Source organism: Spiroplasma endosymbiont of Ammophila pubescens, assembly GCF_964020965.1.
Taxonomy (GTDB): Bacteria; Bacillota_I; Bacilli_A; order Mycoplasmatales; family Mycoplasmataceae; genus Spiroplasma.
The window spans coordinates 134744-156976 of record NZ_OZ026611.1 but is presented as its reverse complement, the minus strand read 5'-3'; the positions used below and the strand labels follow the sequence as shown (position 1 = coordinate 156976).

The following is a 22233-nucleotide window of genomic DNA, read 5'->3' as shown; positions in this document are numbered from 1 at the left end:
ATCTACTTTCCACCGCGCATAGCTCAATAATCAAAGCCAATTGTTTCATCATCCTCATCTTCTGTTTCAACATAAGCAAAATTTGACATTGGATGATAAGAATCAACTGCTTCTTTTGTTGGTTCTTTAGTAACGATATTATCATTTTCATTTTTAATAATATATCGTTTGTTATAAGCACTAACTTCATGCGCAACCAATTGGTCTGTTGCATAATTGCCATACATCTGTTTAACATAAGTTTCAATTAAAAGTGGATTTAATCCAACAATAAATTTAAACTGTAAAATTCCTTTAAAAATAGCTTGTACTAAGCTAAATATTTGTTTAAATTTAACATATCTCACTAAATCAATATTATTAAAAATTACTACAATATTTTCTGTGATGTCATAAGCACGTAAAATTTCTTCAAATTCTCTTCTAATATACTCTAATGGATCATCAAATTCTAACTCATTAACAATTACAATTGAATTAGAATCATTAACTTGTTCTAATGATTCACTTTGTTTTAAAGTTCGTGCAAATAATTTAACACGATCTCATAAAACTTTTTTATCCTCTAAACTAACTTTTGGTATTCCCTTAATAATTTTTTTAAGTAAAAATAAAAATGGTGAAGCATATAACTCAATACGTAATAAATCAATATTAACAAGCGGCATTGAAAAAAAAGAAGTAGCAATTTCAGACATTGAATCACAATTTCCTTTATCCATAACTGCTAAGAAAAATTGCATTTCGTTATTTTTTTCTTTAAAAATTTTCATTAAATCACGAATAATTTCAAAACTTGATAATGTAATTCCATCAATCTTAAGTTCATTAGTTTTAATATTATGATTACTATTCTTTAAAAAGTCTTCTGTCAGTTCCCCATCTTCATTATTACCTTGTAATAAATTTATATTTCGACCATTACTTTTCATATTTATTGTATTTGTTTCATCAGTATTTAATTTCATATTTTTCATTCTTTCGAATGGATTGATGTACATCGCGTAGTCCTCCTGCTTCGTTTATTTATAGTTAAATTATATCATTTTTCTAAAAAAAAATTATAAAAAAATTGCATTATGAAATGCAATTTGGTATGATATTATCCTTTTCTAAAATTAACCATTGTGCTCTTTCTTTAAATCCGCAAGTTCTTGTTCTAATTGTTTAATTCTTTCTTCCTTTTTTCCTAAGGATGGATTGCTACCATCATCATCTTTTTTACGATAGTCCCTCATTATTTTTCTTGTCCCAATTCGAAGATTATCTTTATTCATAAAAAAGAAATGCTCCATAAAGTAACCAATAACTCATACACCTAAAAATAAGATTGTAATTAAGAAAGCAACAATATATTTTTCTTGGTTAATAATAAATAAAACAGTAAAAATACATGTTAACAAAATTAAGATACATAAAACAACAACATTAATAATTCGATATCATGATCATTGTTTTTTATTTATTTTTTTTTGCCATTTTTTGCCTCCTTATCTAATAAATTCTTTTGTTAAAGAATTATAAATCTTTGAAGGACGATTATCTAAATAACCAACGTCAACAATAATATCAACATTAAATTTTTGAAGATCATTAAATTCTTTAGCATAATTTTGACCGCTAATATTTACACTTGTCCCATAAATTGGCCCAACCTTATTAATAATTTTTTTTAATCATTTTGATTTTGTAATTCTAATCCCAATTGTATTATCTTCTGTAATGTTATAAAGCTTATTAATATCATCTTTTATGTTACCTATTATAGTAATAGTTTCATTCTTTTTAAAGAGTTTTAAATCATCACGTGGTAAGTCAATAAAATTCTTCGCCATACGAACTGAACTAACAATAACTGATAAATACATTTTTTCTGATCGTCCTTTAACTTTAAAAATTCTCGCTTTTGCTACTGATGAACTAATAATACACGTCATGCCATAAATAGTATCTGTTGGAACAATAATAACTTTTTCTGCTAAATAACCAGCAATAATCTCTTTGCGATCTTTTACAGTATATACTTTCATATATAATTAGCCTCCTTTCTTATGAACCCTTTGAATTTGATTTAATTTGTTCATTGCTAATATGATTACTTTTAATTTTTGAAATATGTGAAAGAGCAATAATTGATAAAACAGTAATGAAAGCAGATAATAGAATACCACTTGCTAATAATTCATTTCCTTGTAATCAAAAGTAATCTAAATGTGTTGTTTTAAAAAGTGGCTCCATTACTGTTTCTTTAAAATTATCACTTTGACTATTTCAATAATCAACTGCTTTTGTTAATTCATATTGAGAAACCAGAAACATTACTAGTGAAGTCCCAGTTACAATTAAAAAACTAACATAAAAACTAATAAAACCTTTTTTAGTTAAATTTGGTTTTTTCAACATTACAAAAGTAAATGCAAATAACATTGAAATAATTAAAGCAGAAGAAACAATTGGTACAACACTAATAAAAATTTCTGACCCAGGCATATTCATTGTCATCTCAAAATAATCAATATTTGGTTGATCTAAAATACTAGTTGTATTCGGTATAATAGCATTAATTGTTAATTGTGGATAAAAGTAAGAAAATAAAAAAAACCGGTTTGCATCAGTAAAACTACTGCCAATAATAATTGTATAAACAAATTGGGGAATAAAAACCATACTTGAAAAAAAAACGACTCATAGTGAAATATTAAATTCATTTGGAATTAAATATAGACTAATAAACTTTTTAAGACGACTTTGATTAAATGTATCTTTTAAAACAAATAATTCTTCTTTTTTAGTTGGATTAATATTATCATTTAATAATCATTCTAATTTAAAACTAACTTTCAACATAATAAAAATAATAAAAATCATTTGTAATCCTGTAATTCATCAAATAGCATTAAGACCAATTCATGTTAATGGATATTTATTGTTTGTTTCAGGCCCTGTTGCTAAATTAATTAATGCTTTAACAATTGCATCTCGATTTGGAATATCTTTATGAATCATATCTTGAATATTTTTAACAAACTCAGGACCAGTATAACCACCTCTTAAAGAACGACATCACTCTGTAAATAAATCATAATAATATTCTGCAAGTGAAAATAATAAACAAGCACTAAATAAAAAAGAGATAATAAAAACTGTTCCAATTAACAACATTCTATTATTAAAATTAACTGTTCGTTTTTGATGATGAATGTAAAAAACACTACTAATAATAGCACCTGCTAATGTTCCTAATGCAATATATGGCAAACCAAAGATTAAAAACTCATTTGGTAGATTAGGTGTTGTAAATGTTGTTAAAACATCATTAGGTACTGTTGCAATAAAATTAAAGTATTTTTTTAAAAGTTGATCATTATGTGATACATATATAAAAGTAAAATATGGGACCATAATAAATAAAACTAATAAAAAAGCAATACTAATAATGCGAGTTCTTTTAATATTTTTAAGTTTATCTTCCATATCCTACACCTCACACTTAAGTTTCTTTTATTTTACTACAAAATATTAATAAATAACATTCGTCATTTTTTATTTATATCTTTTTGAAAATAATATTTCTGATTTGGAAAATATTCTTTTACTAATTTTTCTAAATCTTTTTTTTGGTCATAACCATGTTCAAAACATAAAATGCCATTTTTTTTAACAACCTTCTGTCAATTTTGAAAAATTTCTCGATAAAAATATAGGCCATCAATATCACCAAACAAAGCAACATGTGGCTCATAATTTTTAACACGATTACTAATATTTTGATTCTTTGGAATATAAGGTGGATTACAAACTAGCAGATTAGCTTTAATCTTATTTTTAATAAATGGTTCTAGCATATCACCTTCCAATAATTTAACATTTTTGCAATTTAACTGCTTAATATTTCTTTTTGCTACTTTTAATGCTTCAGTTGAAATATCACTAGCATAAATTGTTAAACTTGGATTTTCTAAGCCTAAACTAATTGCAATTGCTCCGCTCCCAGTTCCAATATCAATTAAAGTTAATGGTTTATCACCATTATTAAGCAATATTTCATCAATTATAATATTAATATTATCAACTAATTCTTCTGTTTCATAGCGAGGAATTAAAACATTATAATCAACATAAAAATCATATCCATAAAAATTTTGTAAATTAGTAATATGTTGGATTGGTTTTCCATTACGATATGCCATTAACTGTTGTCAATAATCATCAATCTTAAAATTAATTTTATCATTTTGAATTGCATATAATTTTGCTAATGAAGTTTTCATAAAAAATGCTATTAAAATTTTAATATCGACAAGATAATTAGCATTATTCGAGTCTTTCAAATAATCTTCTGACTTTTGAATTAATTCATTAACTGTCATTAGTTTCCTTCCATTTTCAATCTTTGTTCTTCATTAATTAATGCTACTACAATTTCATCTAAATTACCTTCCATAATTTGGTCTAATTTTTGTAGTGTTAAATTAATACGATGATCAGTAACCCGATTCTGAGGATAATTATATGTTCGAATTTTTTCACTCCGGTCGCCTGTTCCTACTGCATCTTTTCTTAATGTTCCACGCTCTTCATTAATTTTACGTTGCTGTTCTTCATATAATTTACTTCGTAAATGTTGCATTGCTAATGCCTTATTATCATGTTGACTACGGCCATCTTGGGAAGTTACAACAACTCCTGTTGGTAAATGAGTAATTCGAACAGCTGAATCAGTTGTATTAACATGTTGTCCCCCTGCTCCTGAAGCACGGTAAGTATCAATTTTTAAATCAGCAGTTTTAATTTCAAAATCAACTTCTTCAATTTCTGGTAAAACAGCAACGGTTGCTGTTGATGTATGTACTCGCCCTTTACTTTCTGTTTTTGGAATTCGTTGAACACGATGTGCCCCTGATTCAAATTTCATTTTTGAATAAACACGATCTCCTTTAACCATAAAGGAAATTGTAGAAAAGCCACCTGCTTCTGATTCATTTGCTTCAATTAATTCTACTTTTCAATGTTGTTGTTCTGCATATTTTATATACATTCGATATAAATCACCAGCAAAAATGTTTCCTTCATCACCACCTGCTGCTCCACGAATTTCAAAAATAACATTCTTATCATCATTAGGATCTTTTGGCAATAACATTACTTTTAACTCTGCTGTAAGTTGTTCTTTTCTTATTTCTGAGGTTTTTAATTCTTCTTTTGCTAATTCAATTAACTCATAATCCTTTTCTGTCTCTAAAATTAATTTTGCTTCATTAATATTATTTAAAACATTTTTATAATTTAAGTATAAAGCAACGGTTTCCTCTAATTGTGCTTGTTCTTTTGCTAAACTAGTTAACTTTTTTACATAATTAACTATTTCTGGTTTTGTTAATTCTTCATTAATTAAATTTCACCGCTTTAACATCGTTTCTAATCGTTCAATTGTTTTTTGATTCATTTGCTTCACCTCTTTTTTAGACACTTAACAATTATAATATATTTTAAATAATAATGATTAATTTAATTCATTATAATAAAAAAATCATAATAATTAATGACTTTTTACTGATTTGAAATTAATGTTTTAAATTTTGGTAAATTTTTTAATTGGTCAACTAAAGTTAAACGATATTCGCAACTTTTATTTTTTTTAATGGGATGTTTATGAATAATTTTTTGGCTAATTTTAAAAAAATTACCATTAACAATCACATTGTCATTTTCCTTAATTAATAAGTCTTCTAAAATTATTATTTTGGAATTAATTGGCAAATTTTCAACAAAATGAGCTTTAATTTTTTTTATATTTTTTGGCTTACTATTTATAATAAAATAAACTTCAGCATTTAATCCACTTTTTGTTAACATTTTTTCCTCCTACATTAGTATGTTACTTCATGACAATGACGACAGCGAGCTTCATATTTATCCTTTTCACCAATTAAAACAATTGGATCATAATAATTAGCTGGTTTCCCATTAATTAAACGTTGGGTTCTATTTGCTAAATTTCCACATTTAACACAAATTGCATGCAATTTCTTAACCTCTTCTGCTCGTGTCATTAATTGTTCAACATTAATAAAAGCTTCACCTCGAAAATCTTTATCTAAACCATTAACAATAACAATAATTCCTTTATCTGCTAAAGAATCAGCAAGTTTAACAATATTATTATCAAAAAATTGGACTTCATCAATCCCAACAACATTTGTTGTTGGTTTAAGGTTTGTTAATAACTCTTCAGAATTCTTAACTGATATTGCTTCAACTGCTTTTTTGCTATGACTAACAACTTGGTTTTCACTATAACGATTATCAATTGTTGGTTTAAAAACTTGAATTTCAAATTTAGCATAACCTAGGCGAACTAAGCGGCGAATAAACTCTTCGGTTTTTCCAGCAAACATACAACCAGTGATAACTTCTATTCAGCCTATTTGAGCTTTATTATTTAAAAAATACATTCTTAACCTCCCATATATTTAATGTTATTTTTAATTACAAAACTTAAGTCTTTTAAAACTCGTTTTAAATCTTCTCACTGATAAATTTTTGCACCGCTTGCTAACTGATGACCACCACCACAGTACTTTTCTGCTACTTTATTAATAATATAAGTATTACTACGAATGCTAAGGTTTATATAACTCTCTGCTTTATTTTCAATTACTCACATTCAAATTTTAAATTCTTTAATATTACTCATAATATTAACCCATGGTTTAACAGTCTCATAACTCATATTATTTTTTTTTAACATTTCGTCAGTTATCTTAACATAACTAATTTCTTTATCATAAATAACTACTTGCGATAACAAATAATTTTTAAAGCATACATTAACTCATGATTCTTCATATAAATTTTGATAAATTGATTGCAAATCAAAACCTGTCGCAACTAATTGCCCTGCTAACATAAAAGTATTGTGGCAAGTTTTACTATACATAAAACGATTTGAATCTGTTACAATTCCAGTAAAAATTAATTTGGCTGCCTCTGGTGTTACTATTAATTTTGATGTTAAAACTAACTCAGCAATCATTTCTGAAACTGCAATTTTAGTTTCATCAATTCATTGTATATCACCAAATGACGTAACATTAGGATGATGATCAATTTTAATAATTTCTTTTGCTTTCTGCCAATATTTACTATCAATTCGTTCAATGTTAGCTGTATCAGTCACAATTACTAATGCATCTTTATAATCTTCTGCTTGAAGAAGATCAGGTGTTGCTAAAAAGGCTAAAAAATCATTTGGTGCACCATCAACTAATACCCTCTTATTTGGAAAATTATCTTTAATGAATTGTGCTAATCCAAATGCTGAACCATATGCATCACCATCTGGTGAAATATGACGTAAACAAATAATTGTCTTATAATCTTTAATTTTTTGTAAAATAATTACTTTTAAATCTTGCATTTGTTTTCCTCGCTTATATGTTAGCAACTAAATTATTGTTAACTTTATCATAAACTAATAATGCATTCTTTTCAAAATATATTGTTGTTGTTTTTTTTAAATTTAGTTCTTTTTCTGACACTAAAATTTTAAAAATAACTTCATCATTAACTTCAAAAAAGCAAACAATTGATTTAAAGACTTTTTTAATTGACTTAACATGTCCTTTATATAATAAATGTAAATCTTTGTTAAATTCCTTTGTCTTTTGGAGTGAGATTAATTTTGGATTAACTGCTAAATAATATTCTTTTTGATCAATTAATTTAGTTCCTTTAGGTAATTTAATCTTAATTTTTTCATTTTCTAAAACATTTTCTGTTATAGAATATTTCATGCTAAAAACATTTTCTGAACTATTATACATTATTTGATATAAATTAATTGTATTAGGTAAAAATTCAGCATGATTTTTTGACATCAATTTGTAATTATTATCCTTATCAAAAAATAATAATTGTGTAACATAATTTTTAATATTCTCAATGTTCTTTGTTAAAACTAAAAAAGTTAACTGTGGATTATAGTTTTTTAAACTAAGTAAAATTTCATTTAATTCATTTGCTTCATTATGAGTTAAATTGTCAAAAGTATTATGTAAAATAATTAATTCTTTCTTACTTAAAATGGCATTAATCAATCTAATTTTAGTATGATCAAAACTACTTAAATTTTTAGTAAGTTTAAATCAATTCATTTTAATATTTAAATTACTCATTAATTTTTTAACTTCTTCAAAAGCTTGATTATAAACTGTTACAACTTTTTCATTTGCTTCTTCAATAGTACGTGAATTATCTTTTTCACGAGTTTCTAATGTATTATTTAATAATTCCAAATGATATTTATGAAAATATTCTAAAACTTTTCCCTTAATAATTGTTGCTTCATCTGGTAATAAATTTGCAATTAATTGTTCTTGTTTTTGATTATAGTTAAATCATTGATCTTCTGATAATTTTGTTCAAGTAATTATATTTGAGGAATTACTTTTATTTAAAATTCCTTTAATAACACTCTTATGTTTACTATCTTTTAAAACCATATTTATAACATTAAGACGATATTTTTTTAATGCTTTTCGTGTTTTAATTAAAAGATAACGTTCATATGTAATTTCAGTCTGCAATATTTTTAAATACTTTTCACAAACTAATTTTGCCCCAATAAAACCAAAACTTTTATCTTTAAGTTTTCTTTTTTTAGCAATTTCATAACAATCACACAAATAATCTAAGTCAGAAATATAATAAATTTTATCTCATAAAGCTTGTAAAAATGCAAGATAACCTTCATATACACGAATTTCTTCTCTTTTATAAGTATAAGTATGTAAACTTTGAATAAAAATTGAATCTTTATCATCATCTAAAATTTTACTAATTTCTTTTTTATGGAATTCACTAATTTGAGTTAAATAAGTCTCAATTCATTCTTCTTTAATATGAATTGAATTAAAATATTCATTAATGATTTTATCTATTTTTAATATTAAATCTTGTTTATTTAAATCATTACCAATAAAAACTAAATTTTTATAAAAATATTTATTTTTATTATATTTTAATGAACTATCATGTAAAAATTTTGGCGTTTTTAAAATATGATAAGCCAAACGTAATTTTGTTGGTAAAAAAGCTAATCTTAATGGACCGGGTGATACATAACCAATTCTACGTTCTTTTGGTAATAAAGTTGTGATATTTCTATTGTTTAAATAAATCTTTCCATTACGTGGTTTTTTCTTTCCCAATAACAATTTTAAAAAATATAATTGTGAAAACTTATTCTCAAAATTAGTCCCCAAAACTTCTTGACTATCAACACTAAAATTTAAATTACTAAAAATAATTTTTTTATATCGTTTATACTTTAAATTATTAATTTTCAATCCCATTAAAATACCACGCTCCCAATTAATTTTATTATACCCAAATAAAAATAATAAAAAATAGTTATTGTTAAGTTAAACTTATATTTCCGCTAATTTTTGAAAAATTATGTTTCTAATTTAATAAAATTACATTACAAAATATCAAAAAAACCTTTATCTTTTTTAAGATAAAGGTTTACCAATTATTCTGCTTTTTGTTCATCAGATTTTGGTTTCGCTGTTTTTTTGTTAAGTTCTTTTTGTGCTTTTGATGCTTTTTCTGTTTGTTTTACTAATTCTTCTTTTTTATTAAATTTAGATTTAAATCGTTCAACACGTCCAGCTGCATTAGCAAACTGTTGACTTCCTGTATAGAAGGGATGGCATGAAGAACAAGTATCAACTTTTAATTCTTCTCCTTTAGTAGAACCACTTATGTACTCAGTTCCACAAGTTGTACACATAATTTTAGTATCAAAATATTTTGGATGGATTCCTTCTCTTGCCATATAACTCACCTCACTTTTAATAATATGACTGCATATTATTTGCACGTAAATAATGATAACACATATTTAAACAAAAACAAAGATTATTTAATAATCTTTGCAAATTCATTAAAATCAATTCTAACACGTGGCATTGTTGCTTTATCATCATCTTCATCATAGTATCATAACGCTAAAGCTAAGACTGTATGATATTTTCCTTGATCAAACGTACAATGTTTTGCTAATAACTCATCATATTTTTTTGCATCAAAACCACCCATAATAGTAGTTCCTATTCTTAAATCAGCAATTTGAATTGTAATAAAACTAGTTATAATATGAGCTTGTTCTGAAACAAATGCAGAAAAATGTTCTTTTTGTTGCAAAAAAGTTTGATATTTTTTAATTGCCTTTTCTAAATCATCTGCTTGATTAATAACTCGTTCTAAGCGTTTTGTTAAAAATTCAGTTGAAACTAAATAAGATGGATTGGTACCCGTAATAAGCATTATACAACTAGCATTTTTGACTTTTTCTTGATTTCAGCCAAGCATTACTTCATCAGCAAATTTCTTTTTTAATTCTTGATTTGTAATACTAACAACATTAGTTACTTCAATTCCTAATGAACAAGGTGCTAAGCGCCCTGCTTCAAGTATTACTGTTAAATCTTCTTGATTAATTACTTTTTCACTATTATATATTTTTTAATAGTTTTTCGTCAATTAATTGCGTTTTTTACTGTCATTTAATATTATTATCTCCTTTAATTTTTATTACTCATTAATTTTTGTCAAAGCAACGTTTAATACATCAACACTTTTTGCAAAAGGAGGTGAATATGGTAGATCTAAATACTCAATTTCACCAATTTTAGTTTTTGTTCAAATAATTGGGATTAAAGCATTGATTCTTAAACTAGCTTTATTATAACCAAAAATTTGTGCACCAACAATAATTTTAGCTTTTTGGTCATAAATAATTTTAATTGTTATTGGCTTCGCATCAGCAATATAGTGTGTGTGATCTGTTCCATTTACAACGACCTCTTTCACATTAAAATCATTCAAAATTGCTTGTTCTTTTGTATATCCTGTTCGAGCAATTTCACTTTCGAAAACCTGCATAATACTTGTTCCAATTCCACCAGGAAAATGATCTTTCTTTCCCGCTAAAATATTACCTAGAACCTTACCATTTTTGGCTGCAATTGTTGCTAACGACATATAATTTAATTTATTATCAATAATATTTTTTGTCATCACACAATCACCTACAGCATAAACATCTTTAATATTTGTTTCAAATTGGTTATTCACTAAAATTGCCCCAAATTCATTCATTTTTAAATCTGTTGTTTTTAAAAAATTAGTTGCCGGAGTAATCCCAATTGCAACTAATACTAAATCTGTTGCAATTTCTTCTTCCGGTGATAATTTAATTTTTGTTACCTTATTATTTTCAACAACAAGTTCTGTTACTTTGGTATTTGTTTTAATTTTAATTCCTTTTTTTTCTAAATCATTTGCTAATAAATGTGCAATATCTTCGTCAAGCAATTTTCGTGAAATTCATTTGTCAGCTTCAATTAATGTAATTTTTTTTCTTGCCAAGCCAAAACTTTCACAAAATTCTAATCCAATAAAACCTCCGCCAATAATAGTAACATTTTTTACTTTTTTTAAACGTGAACGTAATTCAATGGCAGCTTCCAAGGTTGTCCCTGTAAAAACATTTACAGCGTCTTCTCCTGCTAAATTTAAACAACGTGGTGTTGCTCCAACACTAATAATTAATTTGTTATAATTATCAATAAATTCTTGGTTTGTATTATAGTTAATTCCGTAAATAGTTTTTGTTTTAAAATCAACGCGTGTTATTTCACAACTAGTTTTAACAAGAATCCCTCGATTTTGAAATTCTTCAACAGTTCGTGCAATCATTATTTCTGCATTGTCAAAATGTTTTCCAACATAATAAGGAATTCCACAAGCTCCTAATGATGGATATTTAAACTTTTGATAAGCAATAATTTCAACATCATTTTTTAACATACGTTTTAATTTACTTGCTGCTGTCATGCCAGCTGTTGAACCACCAATTACTATTACTTTCATATTTTTCAACTCTCTTTCTTCTATAGTAATATTATAACCTTAGATTATTAAAATAAAAATAAAGGACTAAGCCTTTATTCTTTGTTTTTTCTTTTTTCCCGTTTTCGTTTTTTTCGCAATCTTGACCATTTAAAAAGAATTAAGTCTTCATTTTCTAATGAATTAGTTAAATGAGCAGAAATTGTTGTTGCTTGTAATCCCCCCGCAACATTAACAGCTGTTCGTCCCATATCAAATAAACCATCTAGAGCACCAATAATTGCATAAACTGGCACATACAATGTTCCTAATCCAATTCCTCCTAAAACACCAGCAGTAACAACACTTGCTGTCCCTGGCACACCAGCAATTCCTAACGATGCAACAACTACTACCAATAAAACAATAAAAAAATTAGCAATAGTTAAATCATATAAACAAGCTGTTGAAATAAAAGAAACAATAATTCCTGCTTGTACACCTGCACAAGCAGTTAACCCCAATGTTGTGGTTAAAGGAGCAGATATTCCAACAAGATTCTCTTTTACTTTTATATCATCTTTTAAAACTTCCATTGTTACGGGTAAGGTTGTATTAGAAGATTGAGTTGTAAAACCCTGAATTACCGGTTTGATAGCAAACTTCCATCATTTAAATGGATTTACTCCTGATAATGTTAATAATAATGAATGCCAAATTAAAGCAATGATTAAACATAAATAACCAACTCCAACAATAATTCCAATGTGTGCTAAGTATCCAATTGGTCTTGAAATAATAGCATAAGTTATCATTGACATTACAGCATATGGCATTAATTTAATAATAAACATTAAACATGACATAATAACTGTTCATCAACGGTCAAAACCATCACGAATCTTTTGCATATCTTCTGGATGTCGCTTAGTTGATTTTTTAACAGCTAACCCAATTAAACCAGCAATTACCATTACGGGAATAATTGTTGCTAAAAGAAATGGCTGTACAAAATTAGACGGAACATAATTTCAAATAATTTCTGGCAATGGCTTTGATGCATCTTTTTCATAACTGCCACTTCCGGAAATTATAAATCCACTACCAATATTAAATGCAATCCCAATAAATAATGTAATAATAAACATTACTGCAACATTTAATAATAAAATAGTAATTGTAATAATTGTTCCTCTTCGTGAAGATGAATCTTTTCCTGGTTTTGAAACAGCTCTTGCAATTGCTAAAAATACAACAGGAACAGTCATTAATAAAATTGCATTTAAGAAAATCATTCTAAATAAATTAACTCAAATTGAAAACTCATGTACTCATAAAACATAAATATTATTTGGAATAGTTTTATCCGGATTATTTGGATCTGGAATCTCTGGATTAATCATTGACCCTGATGGTTCCGTTGCATTATATGGAAAACCATTAATTGCTTGAATAATAATCCCAAAAATTAAACCAATTACTAACCCTAATAAAACACGAAAAATAAATCGCATTTTTGTTCTTTTAATTCAAAATCATAATAAAAACATCACTCCAAAGAAAATAAGAATACTAATAAGTGATTGTCAAGTTGAAATTGATAAAAAATCATGTAATGGATTACTATTGTCTGAACTGAGTAATAAATTAAAATGCATTTGTCATACCTTTCTTGGAATAAATTGATAGTTTAATAATACATTTCAAACTATCATTAACAACAAAAGGATAAAATATTTAAAAATAAAATTAATTATTTATGCTGTTTTTTTTAATTTCTTTTTCTGTTGTTTTGTAGTTAATTGTGCAAAAACCTCTGCTTTTATTAAAGTTTGTTCTTCTTTTGTCAAATAATTTAACGTACTAGTATTTTTTTTTATAATCTTTAACACTATCAATATGATTCATTACTTCATAAATTACTTTTATCTTAAATGTCCCATATTTTATTTTTAAAAAACGATAATAGGTTCCTACTAACCCTATTGTAGCAAAAATAATAACTCAAATAAATAAAATTACCATATTTTTAATAATTTCAATTTGATATTCACTAATCCCTACAGTTGTTGGCGATGATAAACCATATATTATTGCTCCAATATTATGCAATCCATAGCGGAAGGGTATTATATACGATAAAATATCAAAGAATTTTCCTTGCATAAAGGAAGGAAAAGTTCCTCAACCTGCTGATAAATTAATAATTAAGTAAACAACAGCAATAAAACAAGCCAACATTTCATTAGGAACTGCTAATCAAATTGAACAAATAATAATATTAAAAATTGATCCTAAAAATAAGAGCCATAGTCACAGTCAAACATAAACTGGCCCAATTTCGCCAAATCATAAAATTAATAAGGAAAGCATCATTAATGTTACTTGAATCCAAGATGTTAATAACATTAATAACAATTTACTAAAATAGTGTTGGTAAAACAAAGTATTTTTCGTTCTTCCTTTACGGTCATACACAAATGTTTGCGTTAAAGCTCCAACTCAAATACCAATTAACATAAATAATTCACCTAAGCCAATTCCATACTGGTTATATTCATGGCCTTGTATATTATATGGAATATCAATTATATTACCAACATCCTTTAAATGTTTCCCTAACTCATTACTATTCGTAAAATATTTTTCTTTACTAACAACATTTTCTGCACCAAAAATAAATGAAAGCATTCTTCCTTTTACAATTCCATAAACTTTTAATAATGAATTAATAATTTTTCCTTGTTCTGTAGTTAACTTCCCTTCCGTTACTAATTTATTTGTTTCATCTATTAAATTTCTTGTATTAATTTTTTCAATATATTCTTGATAAACAGAGCGGTTAACTGAACCATCTGGATTAGCTAAAATTGTATAAAGCATTGGTAAAATTAATTGTGGAGCTGCTTCGCGAACAAAACTTTCTCGTAAATTTGTAAATGTTGTCGCAAAATAACCAATTAAAAAATTTTGTTTATAAGTAGCCCAAAGATTAGTTGGATTATTTATTATTCATGTAATATCTGTCAAAAACTGGTCAGCATCTAAAATATTGCTCCCAATGTTGCGTAAAATACTAATTAAATGGCTTGAATAATGTTCTGGAATTCGTAATTGTACTCAATATTTATCAGTCGGATTAAAATCAGTTGCTTCATTTTTCAAATAATTTAATTTTAAAGTAATACTACTAATATTAATTTTAACATTATCATTTTCCTTATCATAATAATGTGGCCCCACAATAAGATTATCACTAATACTTGTATAACGTGCAATTTCATTTTCTTTAACGGTTGCTAAACAAGTTGTTTCATCTTTTGCTGTTAAATAACGGACTTCTGTTGCATTAGCAATTGATTGATCCTTATCATTTTTGGGTTTATAAATCACACATAAATTAGCATCACGATTAACAATTGCCATTGGAATTTGGTCAGTTTTAAGAAATGGATTTCAAAAAGCTCAAACACAAAAGAAGCCATATAAAAATGGCACAATACAAATTGCAATAAATTTTATAATGCGAGTTTTATTTTTAACTGTTTGTTGATGCCATTCTTTTTTAAAAACTTCTTTAAAAGTTGATAATTTTTTTTGGTACCCATAACTGTTCTCCTTAATTATCTTTACATAATACTATCCCGGTCTGTTTCTTCTACTTCAACAGTAAAAGTTTTTGCTTTAATTTTTTTAATTCGATATAAATATTTTGGATCTTTTGTTGCTTCAAATTTTGCTTGCATTTTATCAATCTTTTTAAGTTGCTGCTTTTCAAAAATATTTTGTTGATCAATTAAAATTTGTTTTTTTTATTTCTTCAACTTCTTGATTTGATACTCTTCTTAAAGTAGAATTAATACTTTTCTGAATTGGAATTTTTCTTTCAAATAAAACAGTTTGTAAAACTTTTAATTTGAAAGTTCCATATAATTCTTTTTGCCGTCATAAATAAGTTAGTCCTAAACTAATTATTAATAAAATTGGAATTCAAATTAATAAAATGCCAGCATTTTGTAAAATTTCCGTTTGATATTGTACTAAAGAACCTTCACCTGTCCCAATGCCATAAATAATATTTCCCATTCCATGAATTGCATATTTAAACGGTGTAATAAACGAAATAAAATGGAAGAATGTTCCTTGCATAAAGGCTGGGAAAGTTCCCCAACCTGCCGTTAAATTTAAAATTAAATAAATAACAATTAAATATTTTCCAACATTCCCATCACTAGGAGCAAATCATATTGCATGTTCAATGATTGTAAAAGTAATACTACAAAATAATAATCAGGCATACAATAAACCAAAACTAATTTTCAAGCGACTGTAACCCAATGCCGCTAATGAAAGTGCAAGAATTGTGGTTTGAAGTACTGTTGTAATTAACATTAGTAATAATTTTGAAAAATAGTGTTGATATAAACGAGCTCGTTTTGTTCGACAAGTACGGTTAAAAATAAATGTTTGCATTAAAACACCACTCACATTGCAATCGCTATAAAAAATTCACCTAAACCAATTCCATATTCCCAATATTGGTAACCTTGAATATTAACTGGAACTTGAAAAATTGATGAATTTAAATTTGCTCAATCACGAATTACTTGTTGTGCTCTTGCACTATATTTTGGTCAAGTTATATGTTCATCCAAATTAGGAAAAATCTCACGAACAAAGCCATCAATAAATTGTTTCCCTTCGCTTTCAATTACTTCCAATGTTTTTTTAACAATTTCATAATATTGTGGATGATTTTTTTCAACATAGTCTAAGATTACTTTTCCAATTGAAGTATTAGGACTAATAATTAATAAAATTTTTTCTAAATAATTGCTAAAATCACGACTAGTTAAATAATATGTATTAGTTGATTCATCTAATTGCGCAAAAGCTCAAAACATTGAAGTACCTAATACCTCTGGTAGGGCAGAATGAACCAAAGCAGTTTTAATTTGGGTAAATGTATATAACACTTGTCCAGCTAAAAAATTTTGTTTATATGTTGATCAAAACTGAGGAATGTTTTCTATTAAATATTCTAAAGTTTTAATAACTTCTGTTGGGCTATAATTACCAATAGCACGCATTAATTTAAAAATATTTTCTGTAAAACCACTATTAACTTGCAATTGAGCCCAATATTTATCAGCGGGTTTAAACATAGTTTCATCACCATGCAAATAATTTAATTTAATGGTCATACCATTTTGGTCTAATTCTAATCCTTTTGTATTAATATAGGACCGTTGCAAAAATACGGGTTGTTATTTAAAAACAAGATTATGTCTTGTTTTTAAATAACAACCCGTATTTTTGCAACGGTCCTTAATAAAAAAATAAAACTGGAATTTAACTTACATTAAATTCCAGTAAAAAGTTAATTATATTAAAATAATGCTCCAATTACGTAATTAACTAAACAAATCATCAAGTTCATTTTTTAATGAAAAAGTTTCACTATGTTTATCTTTATATTGTAAACCTACCTTAAAGTCAGATTGAATATTAATTTTTAATTCATCAAGGAAATGTTGAGTAATATCACCACTATTTTCTTGAATTATTTTTTTAATATACATTAATCCTCGCAGTTTTGGACTTTCTTTGCTGACAAGGTTCATAAGTGCTAAAACATGAACTTTTTCCTTAATTATTGAACGAATTTCAGCAAAATATCTATTAACCATAGTGTCTTTGTCATTATTTTCTTTAAAAATAATTTTCATTCCTTGTATTAATCTAATCTTAAAAAGATTTTTCAAATCATATTTTTTTAATTTGTTTTTTTAATAAAGCTAAAGTTCTTTCATCTAAAATAATATCAATATTACCTTGCAAGATAAACTAAAACATCATTATTAACTTTGGTATTATTAAAAGCAATTTCAAATGCTTCACCTAAAGTCAATTCTGGTTGGGATTGGTCATCATAGTTATCTTCTTTGCGAGCAGAAACCCGTCTTTCTTGAATATCACCATTTTCAAAAATTAAGCTTAAACAAGCAGTACGATTATAAATATCCACCATAATATGTTCTCATTTTTGATATTCATTCACCATTGGTAATATATCAGCAGTATATGTTTTATACAATCCTGATGTTTGAATTGTTTGAATCTGTAACGGGACACCAGTTTGTAATGCTTCAACTTGTTCATAATTCAATTTAATTGGCTGTGAATTAAAATCATCAATGGTATTTCAAGTAATTGAATTTTGAACTTTATCAGGGAAAATTGCTCCTGGTAAAATGACATTTACTGTAGTATTACTTTTTGCAATAATTGTAGTAATTGTATTTGATAATTCACCAATTCCTAATACAAAATTAAGCGTTGGACGAACTTCATAAATTGGCGCTGTTCCAACATTTAAATACTTAACATTCCCATTTAAAAATGCAACTTCAGAAGTATTAATTCCTAATGAATGTGTTCATGTTTGTCCTTGTTCTTGCGATGATGTATTAGAACTAAAATGTTCAGAAGATACCGTAGTAGATCATTCATGTGAAATATTAGTACTAACAGAAAGACTCGGAAAAAAAGAAATTTCTGCTGAAACCGATGCTCCAACAGTTGTTGCTTCAGTATTACTACTAGAAGTTGAAACACTAATAGTATTACTTTTTTGTTGGCCAACTGATCTTCCTTGCTCATTTGTAACATTAAAATTGTTAGATAAAATCATTTTATTCATCATTACTCCAATTTTAGGATAAGCAGCAACAAGCGGATGACGTGCTTCTGGCAAAACTCCTTGGTCAATTTTTCCTAATATTTTTTCAGCATCCGAATAAGGATCTCTCGTGGTATGACTATTATACGGGTCTGATTTATATTTTATAAATTTACCTGGTTTGTGTTTTTTATCATCTCAAGGAACAATTAATCCCCCTTCAACTGTATAACCATTGATTTATCAACAATCAGGAATGCCATCATTATCACTATCTAACGCATGCTCACAATCACTGTTAAGGCAAGAACTTTGTTGTTTAATATTATCAATATCTGTATTTTTTTCCATAATATTTACTTCTCCTTTTCATTCTTTGCTTTATTATTTAAAATTTTTTATCTTCTCGTGCTAAAGAAACCTCAACTTTAATACTTCCTTTACCCGTGGTTTTATCTTTAACAATAAGGAAGTTATGATAACGAAAGGTATAATCACGATTTAACAATAATTCATTTTGACCATAATACTTACTAATTTCATCAACATAAATTGCTTTTGTTCCTTTTGGTAAACTAATTCTTAACAAAATTGGATAACGCTCCTCAGAATATGATTTATGAGAGTCTTTTGATAAAGAAGTACTTAAAAAACTATGTTGCGTAAATTTTTCACCAGTATAGTCTTGCCGAATTTGCATAAATAAATCACGATTAATTTTATTATTTGCATCACGTAAATTAAGGTCATGGTCTGAAAATTGATAGCCACTAACCCGACGAAAAACAACTAATTTTTCATTTGTTTTTGCTTTTTGAAATGATTTATCTAATTTTAAAATTTTATCATTAACTTTCTTTAAATAATTTTTTGTAAATTTAAGTTCAGTTGGAATAGCTTAAATATCATGATATATTTTTCCATTTGTCTTTCATAAATATTCATTAATTGGTTCATAATGACTTCCGGTATATTGTTCCAAATACTCCTTGAATTCCTTTTTCTCATTTTTTGTTAATTTATTTTCTCAATCATTATATAATTGTCTTCCGACATTCCTTGCTTCTTCATGTCTGTCTTTATAGTGGCGTCGATTTTTATTAAATTTTTATTGAAAGGTTGTTTTAATCGTCCTCACGCTGGTACATAAAAAATAAACTCTTCAAATATCATTGCAATTCTTCCTCCACTTTATAATTAAATTATCTCTTAAAAGTAACAAAAAAAAAGCACGAAAGTGCTTTTAACAAATTATTTGCAGATAAAAATAAACAATAATGAAAAATTGTAATAATTATGTTCCAATAATTTTATTCATTTCATCTTTTATTGCTAAACTGATATTGCCAAATGGCAAAATAACAGTTTGGGCAACAATATCAATATTTTTTAATTTAAATTTAGTTTTTAACAAAACCAAATCAACTTCGTCTAAATTTTTTACTGTTACTCGCAACCGAGTTAAGGTTGCTTTAACCATTGTAATATTTGTTTTTGTTCCTAAAATACTAATTAAATCATTAATAGAAAAAGAAATCGTTTGTTTTGGAACAATAATTTTTTGAAAATTAAAAATCTTTTTCCGAAAAATAATCATTAAAATAAACAACAGCATTAAAATCATTACCACAACAATGATAATAATATATTTAGTTTGCATTATTAATCATCTCCTCTGTTATCATTGCAATGAGCAAATAATAACTTCATCTTCGCAATTAGACTCAAATCATTTTCTTTATCATAGCATAAGTTCAATGTTTTTTGACTAATTTTTAACTCTACATCGGAACTTAAAATTTCTGATTCATAAGTATCAATCACTAAAATTTTTCCTTTCAACTCACCATTTAACCTTATTATTTGATCTTGGTCTAAAATAATTGAAGCGTTAATTGTGGAAAAAGTTGAATTTGCCACCGGAGCAATTTCTTTTAATTGCCATAGAGTGGAAATATTAGATGCAATAATGGAACCATTAATTGCTCGCATATAACCTGTTGAACCAGTTTTAGTTGCAAAAACAAGCCCACTTCCTCGGAAATGCTCCAATAAATCATTATTAACATAAATGTCAATACGAATTGTTTTAACATGGTCAACAACTTTTGCTTCATTTAATGCATAGCGAATAAGATTACCATTATATTTAATTTCTAATAATGGCATTTGGCGAATATAAACTTTATTATTAATAATTGTTTTAATTGCTTTAGGATAAGTATTTTCATCATAGTTGGCATAAAATCCTAATGAACCAGATTTAATTACAATAAAAAAAACTTTATCAATAATATCTTGAAATTTATTAACTGCTCTTAATAAAGTTCCATCCCCGCCAATGATAAAAACATACTGTGGGTTACTAAGATCTTCTTTTAATTGATTTTCTTGTAAAAGTTTACTAATTTTATTAACTAACTGTGTTGATTCTTGATAATCATTTGCAATAATTGCATATTTAACCATTGTTCTTGCCACCTTTTCTTTCATTTAGCTATATTATACCTTTATTTTAAATTGAAAACTTAATTAAATAAAAAATAGTTAGCTTTGCTAACTATGATTCTTATTGCGAATTATTAATAATTCAATATCAGTAAATTTTAATAAATTAGTTTGATTAAGATGATAATGAATTTTATTATCTGATCAAAAAATATATTTAAAAGTAAAAGTAATGTAAGTTAATCCTTCTTTAGTATGAAATTTATTACATACGCCGCGAGGAACAGATTCTAATTTTTTTGTTTTTTTATCATATAAAAAACTTTGTGGTAGATAAAATAATAAAATATGGGTTAATGAAACAATTACAATCCCTAAGAAAAACATTGGTAATCAAACAAATGGTCACATATATTTTGCACCAATAAAGTTTGTATTTCAACCACCAACATTAAAACCACCATTGTTCCATGGTTCACCGCTACTTGGCCCCACAAATAATTGGTTTGTTTTAAAAATTCAGTCTCAAATTACTGCAATAACAGAAAATAATGTTAATCATAATAACTGTCATTTAAATAATAAACCACTATAAGGCTTTCCCACTAAACCATATTTATAAACATATAAATAAGCAAAAATAATTAATGTATGAAGAATAAAGTAATTATAGTAAAAGAAATTATCTAAACTTCAATAACCATTAACCGGCGTTATAATTGCTAAAATTGGTAAAACAATTGCTGAAGGAGCAACAACTTCAAAAAATTTTCGACTGGGAAAAATTAAAATAAAGCCCGATAATAACTGGTGTAAACTACATAAGTGTAATGGCATAATTTCACTTAAACCACGAATTTGTGAAGGTCCCACCGGTCCTCAAATTCACTCTGTTTTTAAAACAACTGCTAAATAAGTTACTCAAATCGCATATGTTAAGAAATAAGTTATAATTTGATAAATCCCGATTGAAATCCGAAACCATTGTCAATTAACAGTTTTTGTATAATACTTTCTGCAAACAAATAATGAACCAATAATTAAAACAAAAATACTAATGCCAACTAATTGAAAGACATAATTATGACCTTTAAAAAATCACTGGTCAGTTCAATCAGCCCCTGGCAGATATGAACCTGCTGGATCAAAAAAACCTCATGGTACATTGCTAGAACGAACAAATTGCATTACTTTTCTCCTTTGAT

At 26.4% G+C, this 22233-nt stretch carries 23 protein-coding genes and 1 pseudogene; all 24 read right to left on the bottom strand.

Annotated features, from left to right (window positions below; translation table 4 throughout):
* Nucleotides 1–2: 2 nt before the first annotated feature.
* Entirely contained in the window at nt 3–1001 is a 999-nt protein-coding gene (locus tag ABNT63_RS00960) for a hypothetical protein (RefSeq protein ID WP_348736027.1), read from the bottom strand.
* A gap of 117 nt (nt 1002–1118) precedes the next feature.
* Nucleotides 1119–1403, bottom strand: a complete 285-nt coding sequence (locus ABNT63_RS00955) for a hypothetical protein (protein WP_348736026.1) — start codon at nt 1401–1403, stop codon at nt 1119–1121.
* A gap of 87 nt (nt 1404–1490) precedes the next feature.
* Complete coding sequence (locus ABNT63_RS00950) at nt 1491–2030, bottom strand: L-threonylcarbamoyladenylate synthase (RefSeq protein ID WP_348736025.1); 540 nt, start codon at nt 2028–2030, stop codon at nt 1491–1493.
* Between the two features lie 19 nt (nt 2031–2049).
* A complete protein-coding gene (locus tag ABNT63_RS00945; RefSeq protein ID WP_348736024.1) occupies nt 2050–3474 on the bottom strand; it encodes a polypeptide chain release factor methylase in 1425 nt (474 codons plus the stop codon).
* A 35-nt stretch (nt 3475–3509) separates the two neighbouring features.
* Nucleotides 3510–4370, bottom strand: a complete 861-nt coding sequence (prmC, locus tag ABNT63_RS00940) for a peptide chain release factor N(5)-glutamine methyltransferase (protein ID WP_348736023.1) — start codon at nt 4368–4370, stop codon at nt 3510–3512.
* Nucleotides 4370–5446 (bottom strand): peptide chain release factor 1, encoded by a 1077-nt coding sequence (gene prfA / locus ABNT63_RS00935; RefSeq protein ID WP_348736022.1) that lies wholly within the window; start codon nt 5444–5446, stop codon nt 4370–4372. Before prfA ends, prmC begins: the two co-directional genes overlap by 1 nt.
* Before the next feature lie 104 nt (nt 5447–5550).
* Nucleotides 5551–5856: a hypothetical protein gene (locus ABNT63_RS00930; protein ID WP_348736021.1), complete on the bottom strand. Its 306-nt coding sequence runs from the start codon at nt 5854–5856 to the stop codon at nt 5551–5553.
* A 14-nt stretch (nt 5857–5870) separates the two neighbouring features.
* Nucleotides 5871–6455: a thymidine kinase gene (locus ABNT63_RS00925; RefSeq protein ID WP_348736020.1), complete on the bottom strand. Its 585-nt coding sequence runs from the start codon at nt 6453–6455 to the stop codon at nt 5871–5873.
* A gap of 2 nt (nt 6456–6457) precedes the next feature.
* Complete coding sequence (locus ABNT63_RS00920; RefSeq protein ID WP_348736019.1) at nt 6458–7420, bottom strand: DHH family phosphoesterase; 963 nt, start codon at nt 7418–7420, stop codon at nt 6458–6460.
* A 13-nt stretch (nt 7421–7433) separates the two neighbouring features.
* Nucleotides 7434–9356: a hypothetical protein gene (locus tag ABNT63_RS00915; protein ID WP_348736018.1), complete on the bottom strand. Its 1923-nt coding sequence runs from the start codon at nt 9354–9356 to the stop codon at nt 7434–7436.
* A gap of 179 nt (nt 9357–9535) precedes the next feature.
* Nucleotides 9536–9841, bottom strand: a complete 306-nt coding sequence (rpmE, locus tag ABNT63_RS00910; RefSeq protein WP_126821167.1) for a 50S ribosomal protein L31 — start codon at nt 9839–9841, stop codon at nt 9536–9538.
* Between the two features lie 83 nt (nt 9842–9924).
* On the bottom strand, nt 9925–10482 hold the full coding sequence (locus ABNT63_RS00905) for a nitroreductase family protein (RefSeq protein WP_431607836.1): 558 nt from the start codon (nt 10480–10482) through the stop codon (nt 9925–9927).
* 117 nt (nt 10483–10599) lie between these two features.
* On the bottom strand, nt 10600–11940 hold the full coding sequence (locus ABNT63_RS00900; protein WP_348736017.1) for an FAD-dependent oxidoreductase: 1341 nt from the start codon (nt 11938–11940) through the stop codon (nt 10600–10602).
* Nucleotides 11941–12014: 74 nt separating this feature from the next.
* Nucleotides 12015–13556 carry a dicarboxylate/amino acid:cation symporter gene (locus ABNT63_RS00895; protein ID WP_348736016.1) on the bottom strand — a complete coding sequence of 514 codons (1542 nt, stop codon included), beginning with the start codon at nt 13554–13556 and terminating at the stop codon, nt 12015–12017.
* A 205-nt stretch (nt 13557–13761) separates the two neighbouring features.
* The gene (locus ABNT63_RS00890; protein ID WP_348736015.1) at nt 13762–15396 is read right to left on the bottom strand and encodes an ABC transporter; all 1635 of its coding nucleotides are present in this window, start codon (nt 15394–15396) and stop codon (nt 13762–13764) included.
* A 261-nt stretch (nt 15397–15657) separates the two neighbouring features.
* The gene (locus ABNT63_RS00885) at nt 15658–16371 is read right to left on the bottom strand and encodes a hypothetical protein (RefSeq protein ID WP_348736014.1); all 714 of its coding nucleotides are present in this window, start codon (nt 16369–16371) and stop codon (nt 15658–15660) included.
* The gene (locus tag ABNT63_RS00880) at nt 16371–17153 is read right to left on the bottom strand and encodes a hypothetical protein (RefSeq protein ID WP_348736013.1); all 783 of its coding nucleotides are present in this window, start codon (nt 17151–17153) and stop codon (nt 16371–16373) included. Before ABNT63_RS00880 ends, ABNT63_RS00885 begins: the two co-directional genes overlap by 1 nt.
* 159 nt (nt 17154–17312) lie before the next feature.
* A complete protein-coding gene (locus ABNT63_RS00875) occupies nt 17313–17627 on the bottom strand; it encodes a hypothetical protein (RefSeq protein ID WP_348736012.1) in 315 nt (104 codons plus the stop codon).
* A 101-nt stretch (nt 17628–17728) separates the two neighbouring features.
* A complete protein-coding gene (locus ABNT63_RS00870) occupies nt 17729–18655 on the bottom strand; it encodes a hypothetical protein (protein ID WP_348736011.1) in 927 nt (308 codons plus the stop codon).
* 30 nt (nt 18656–18685) lie between these two features.
* Nucleotides 18686–18790: pseudogene (locus tag ABNT63_RS00865) on the bottom strand (binary toxin-like calcium binding domain-containing protein); the annotation flags it as partial.
* A 178-nt stretch (nt 18791–18968) separates the two neighbouring features.
* Nucleotides 18969–19412, bottom strand: a complete 444-nt coding sequence (locus tag ABNT63_RS00860; RefSeq protein ID WP_348737116.1) for an ADP-ribosyltransferase — start codon at nt 19410–19412, stop codon at nt 18969–18971.
* Between the two features lie 462 nt (nt 19413–19874).
* Nucleotides 19875–20240, bottom strand: a complete 366-nt coding sequence (locus ABNT63_RS00855; protein ID WP_348736010.1) for a PTS transporter subunit EIIB — start codon at nt 20238–20240, stop codon at nt 19875–19877.
* Nucleotides 20241–20242: 2 nt separating this feature from the next.
* The gene (locus tag ABNT63_RS00850) at nt 20243–21049 is read right to left on the bottom strand and encodes an NAD(+)/NADH kinase (RefSeq protein WP_348736009.1); all 807 of its coding nucleotides are present in this window, start codon (nt 21047–21049) and stop codon (nt 20243–20245) included.
* Between the two features lie 87 nt (nt 21050–21136).
* On the bottom strand, nt 21137–22216 hold the full coding sequence (locus tag ABNT63_RS00845; protein ID WP_348736008.1) for a hypothetical protein: 1080 nt from the start codon (nt 22214–22216) through the stop codon (nt 21137–21139).
* Nucleotides 22217–22233: the final 17 nt, after the last annotated feature.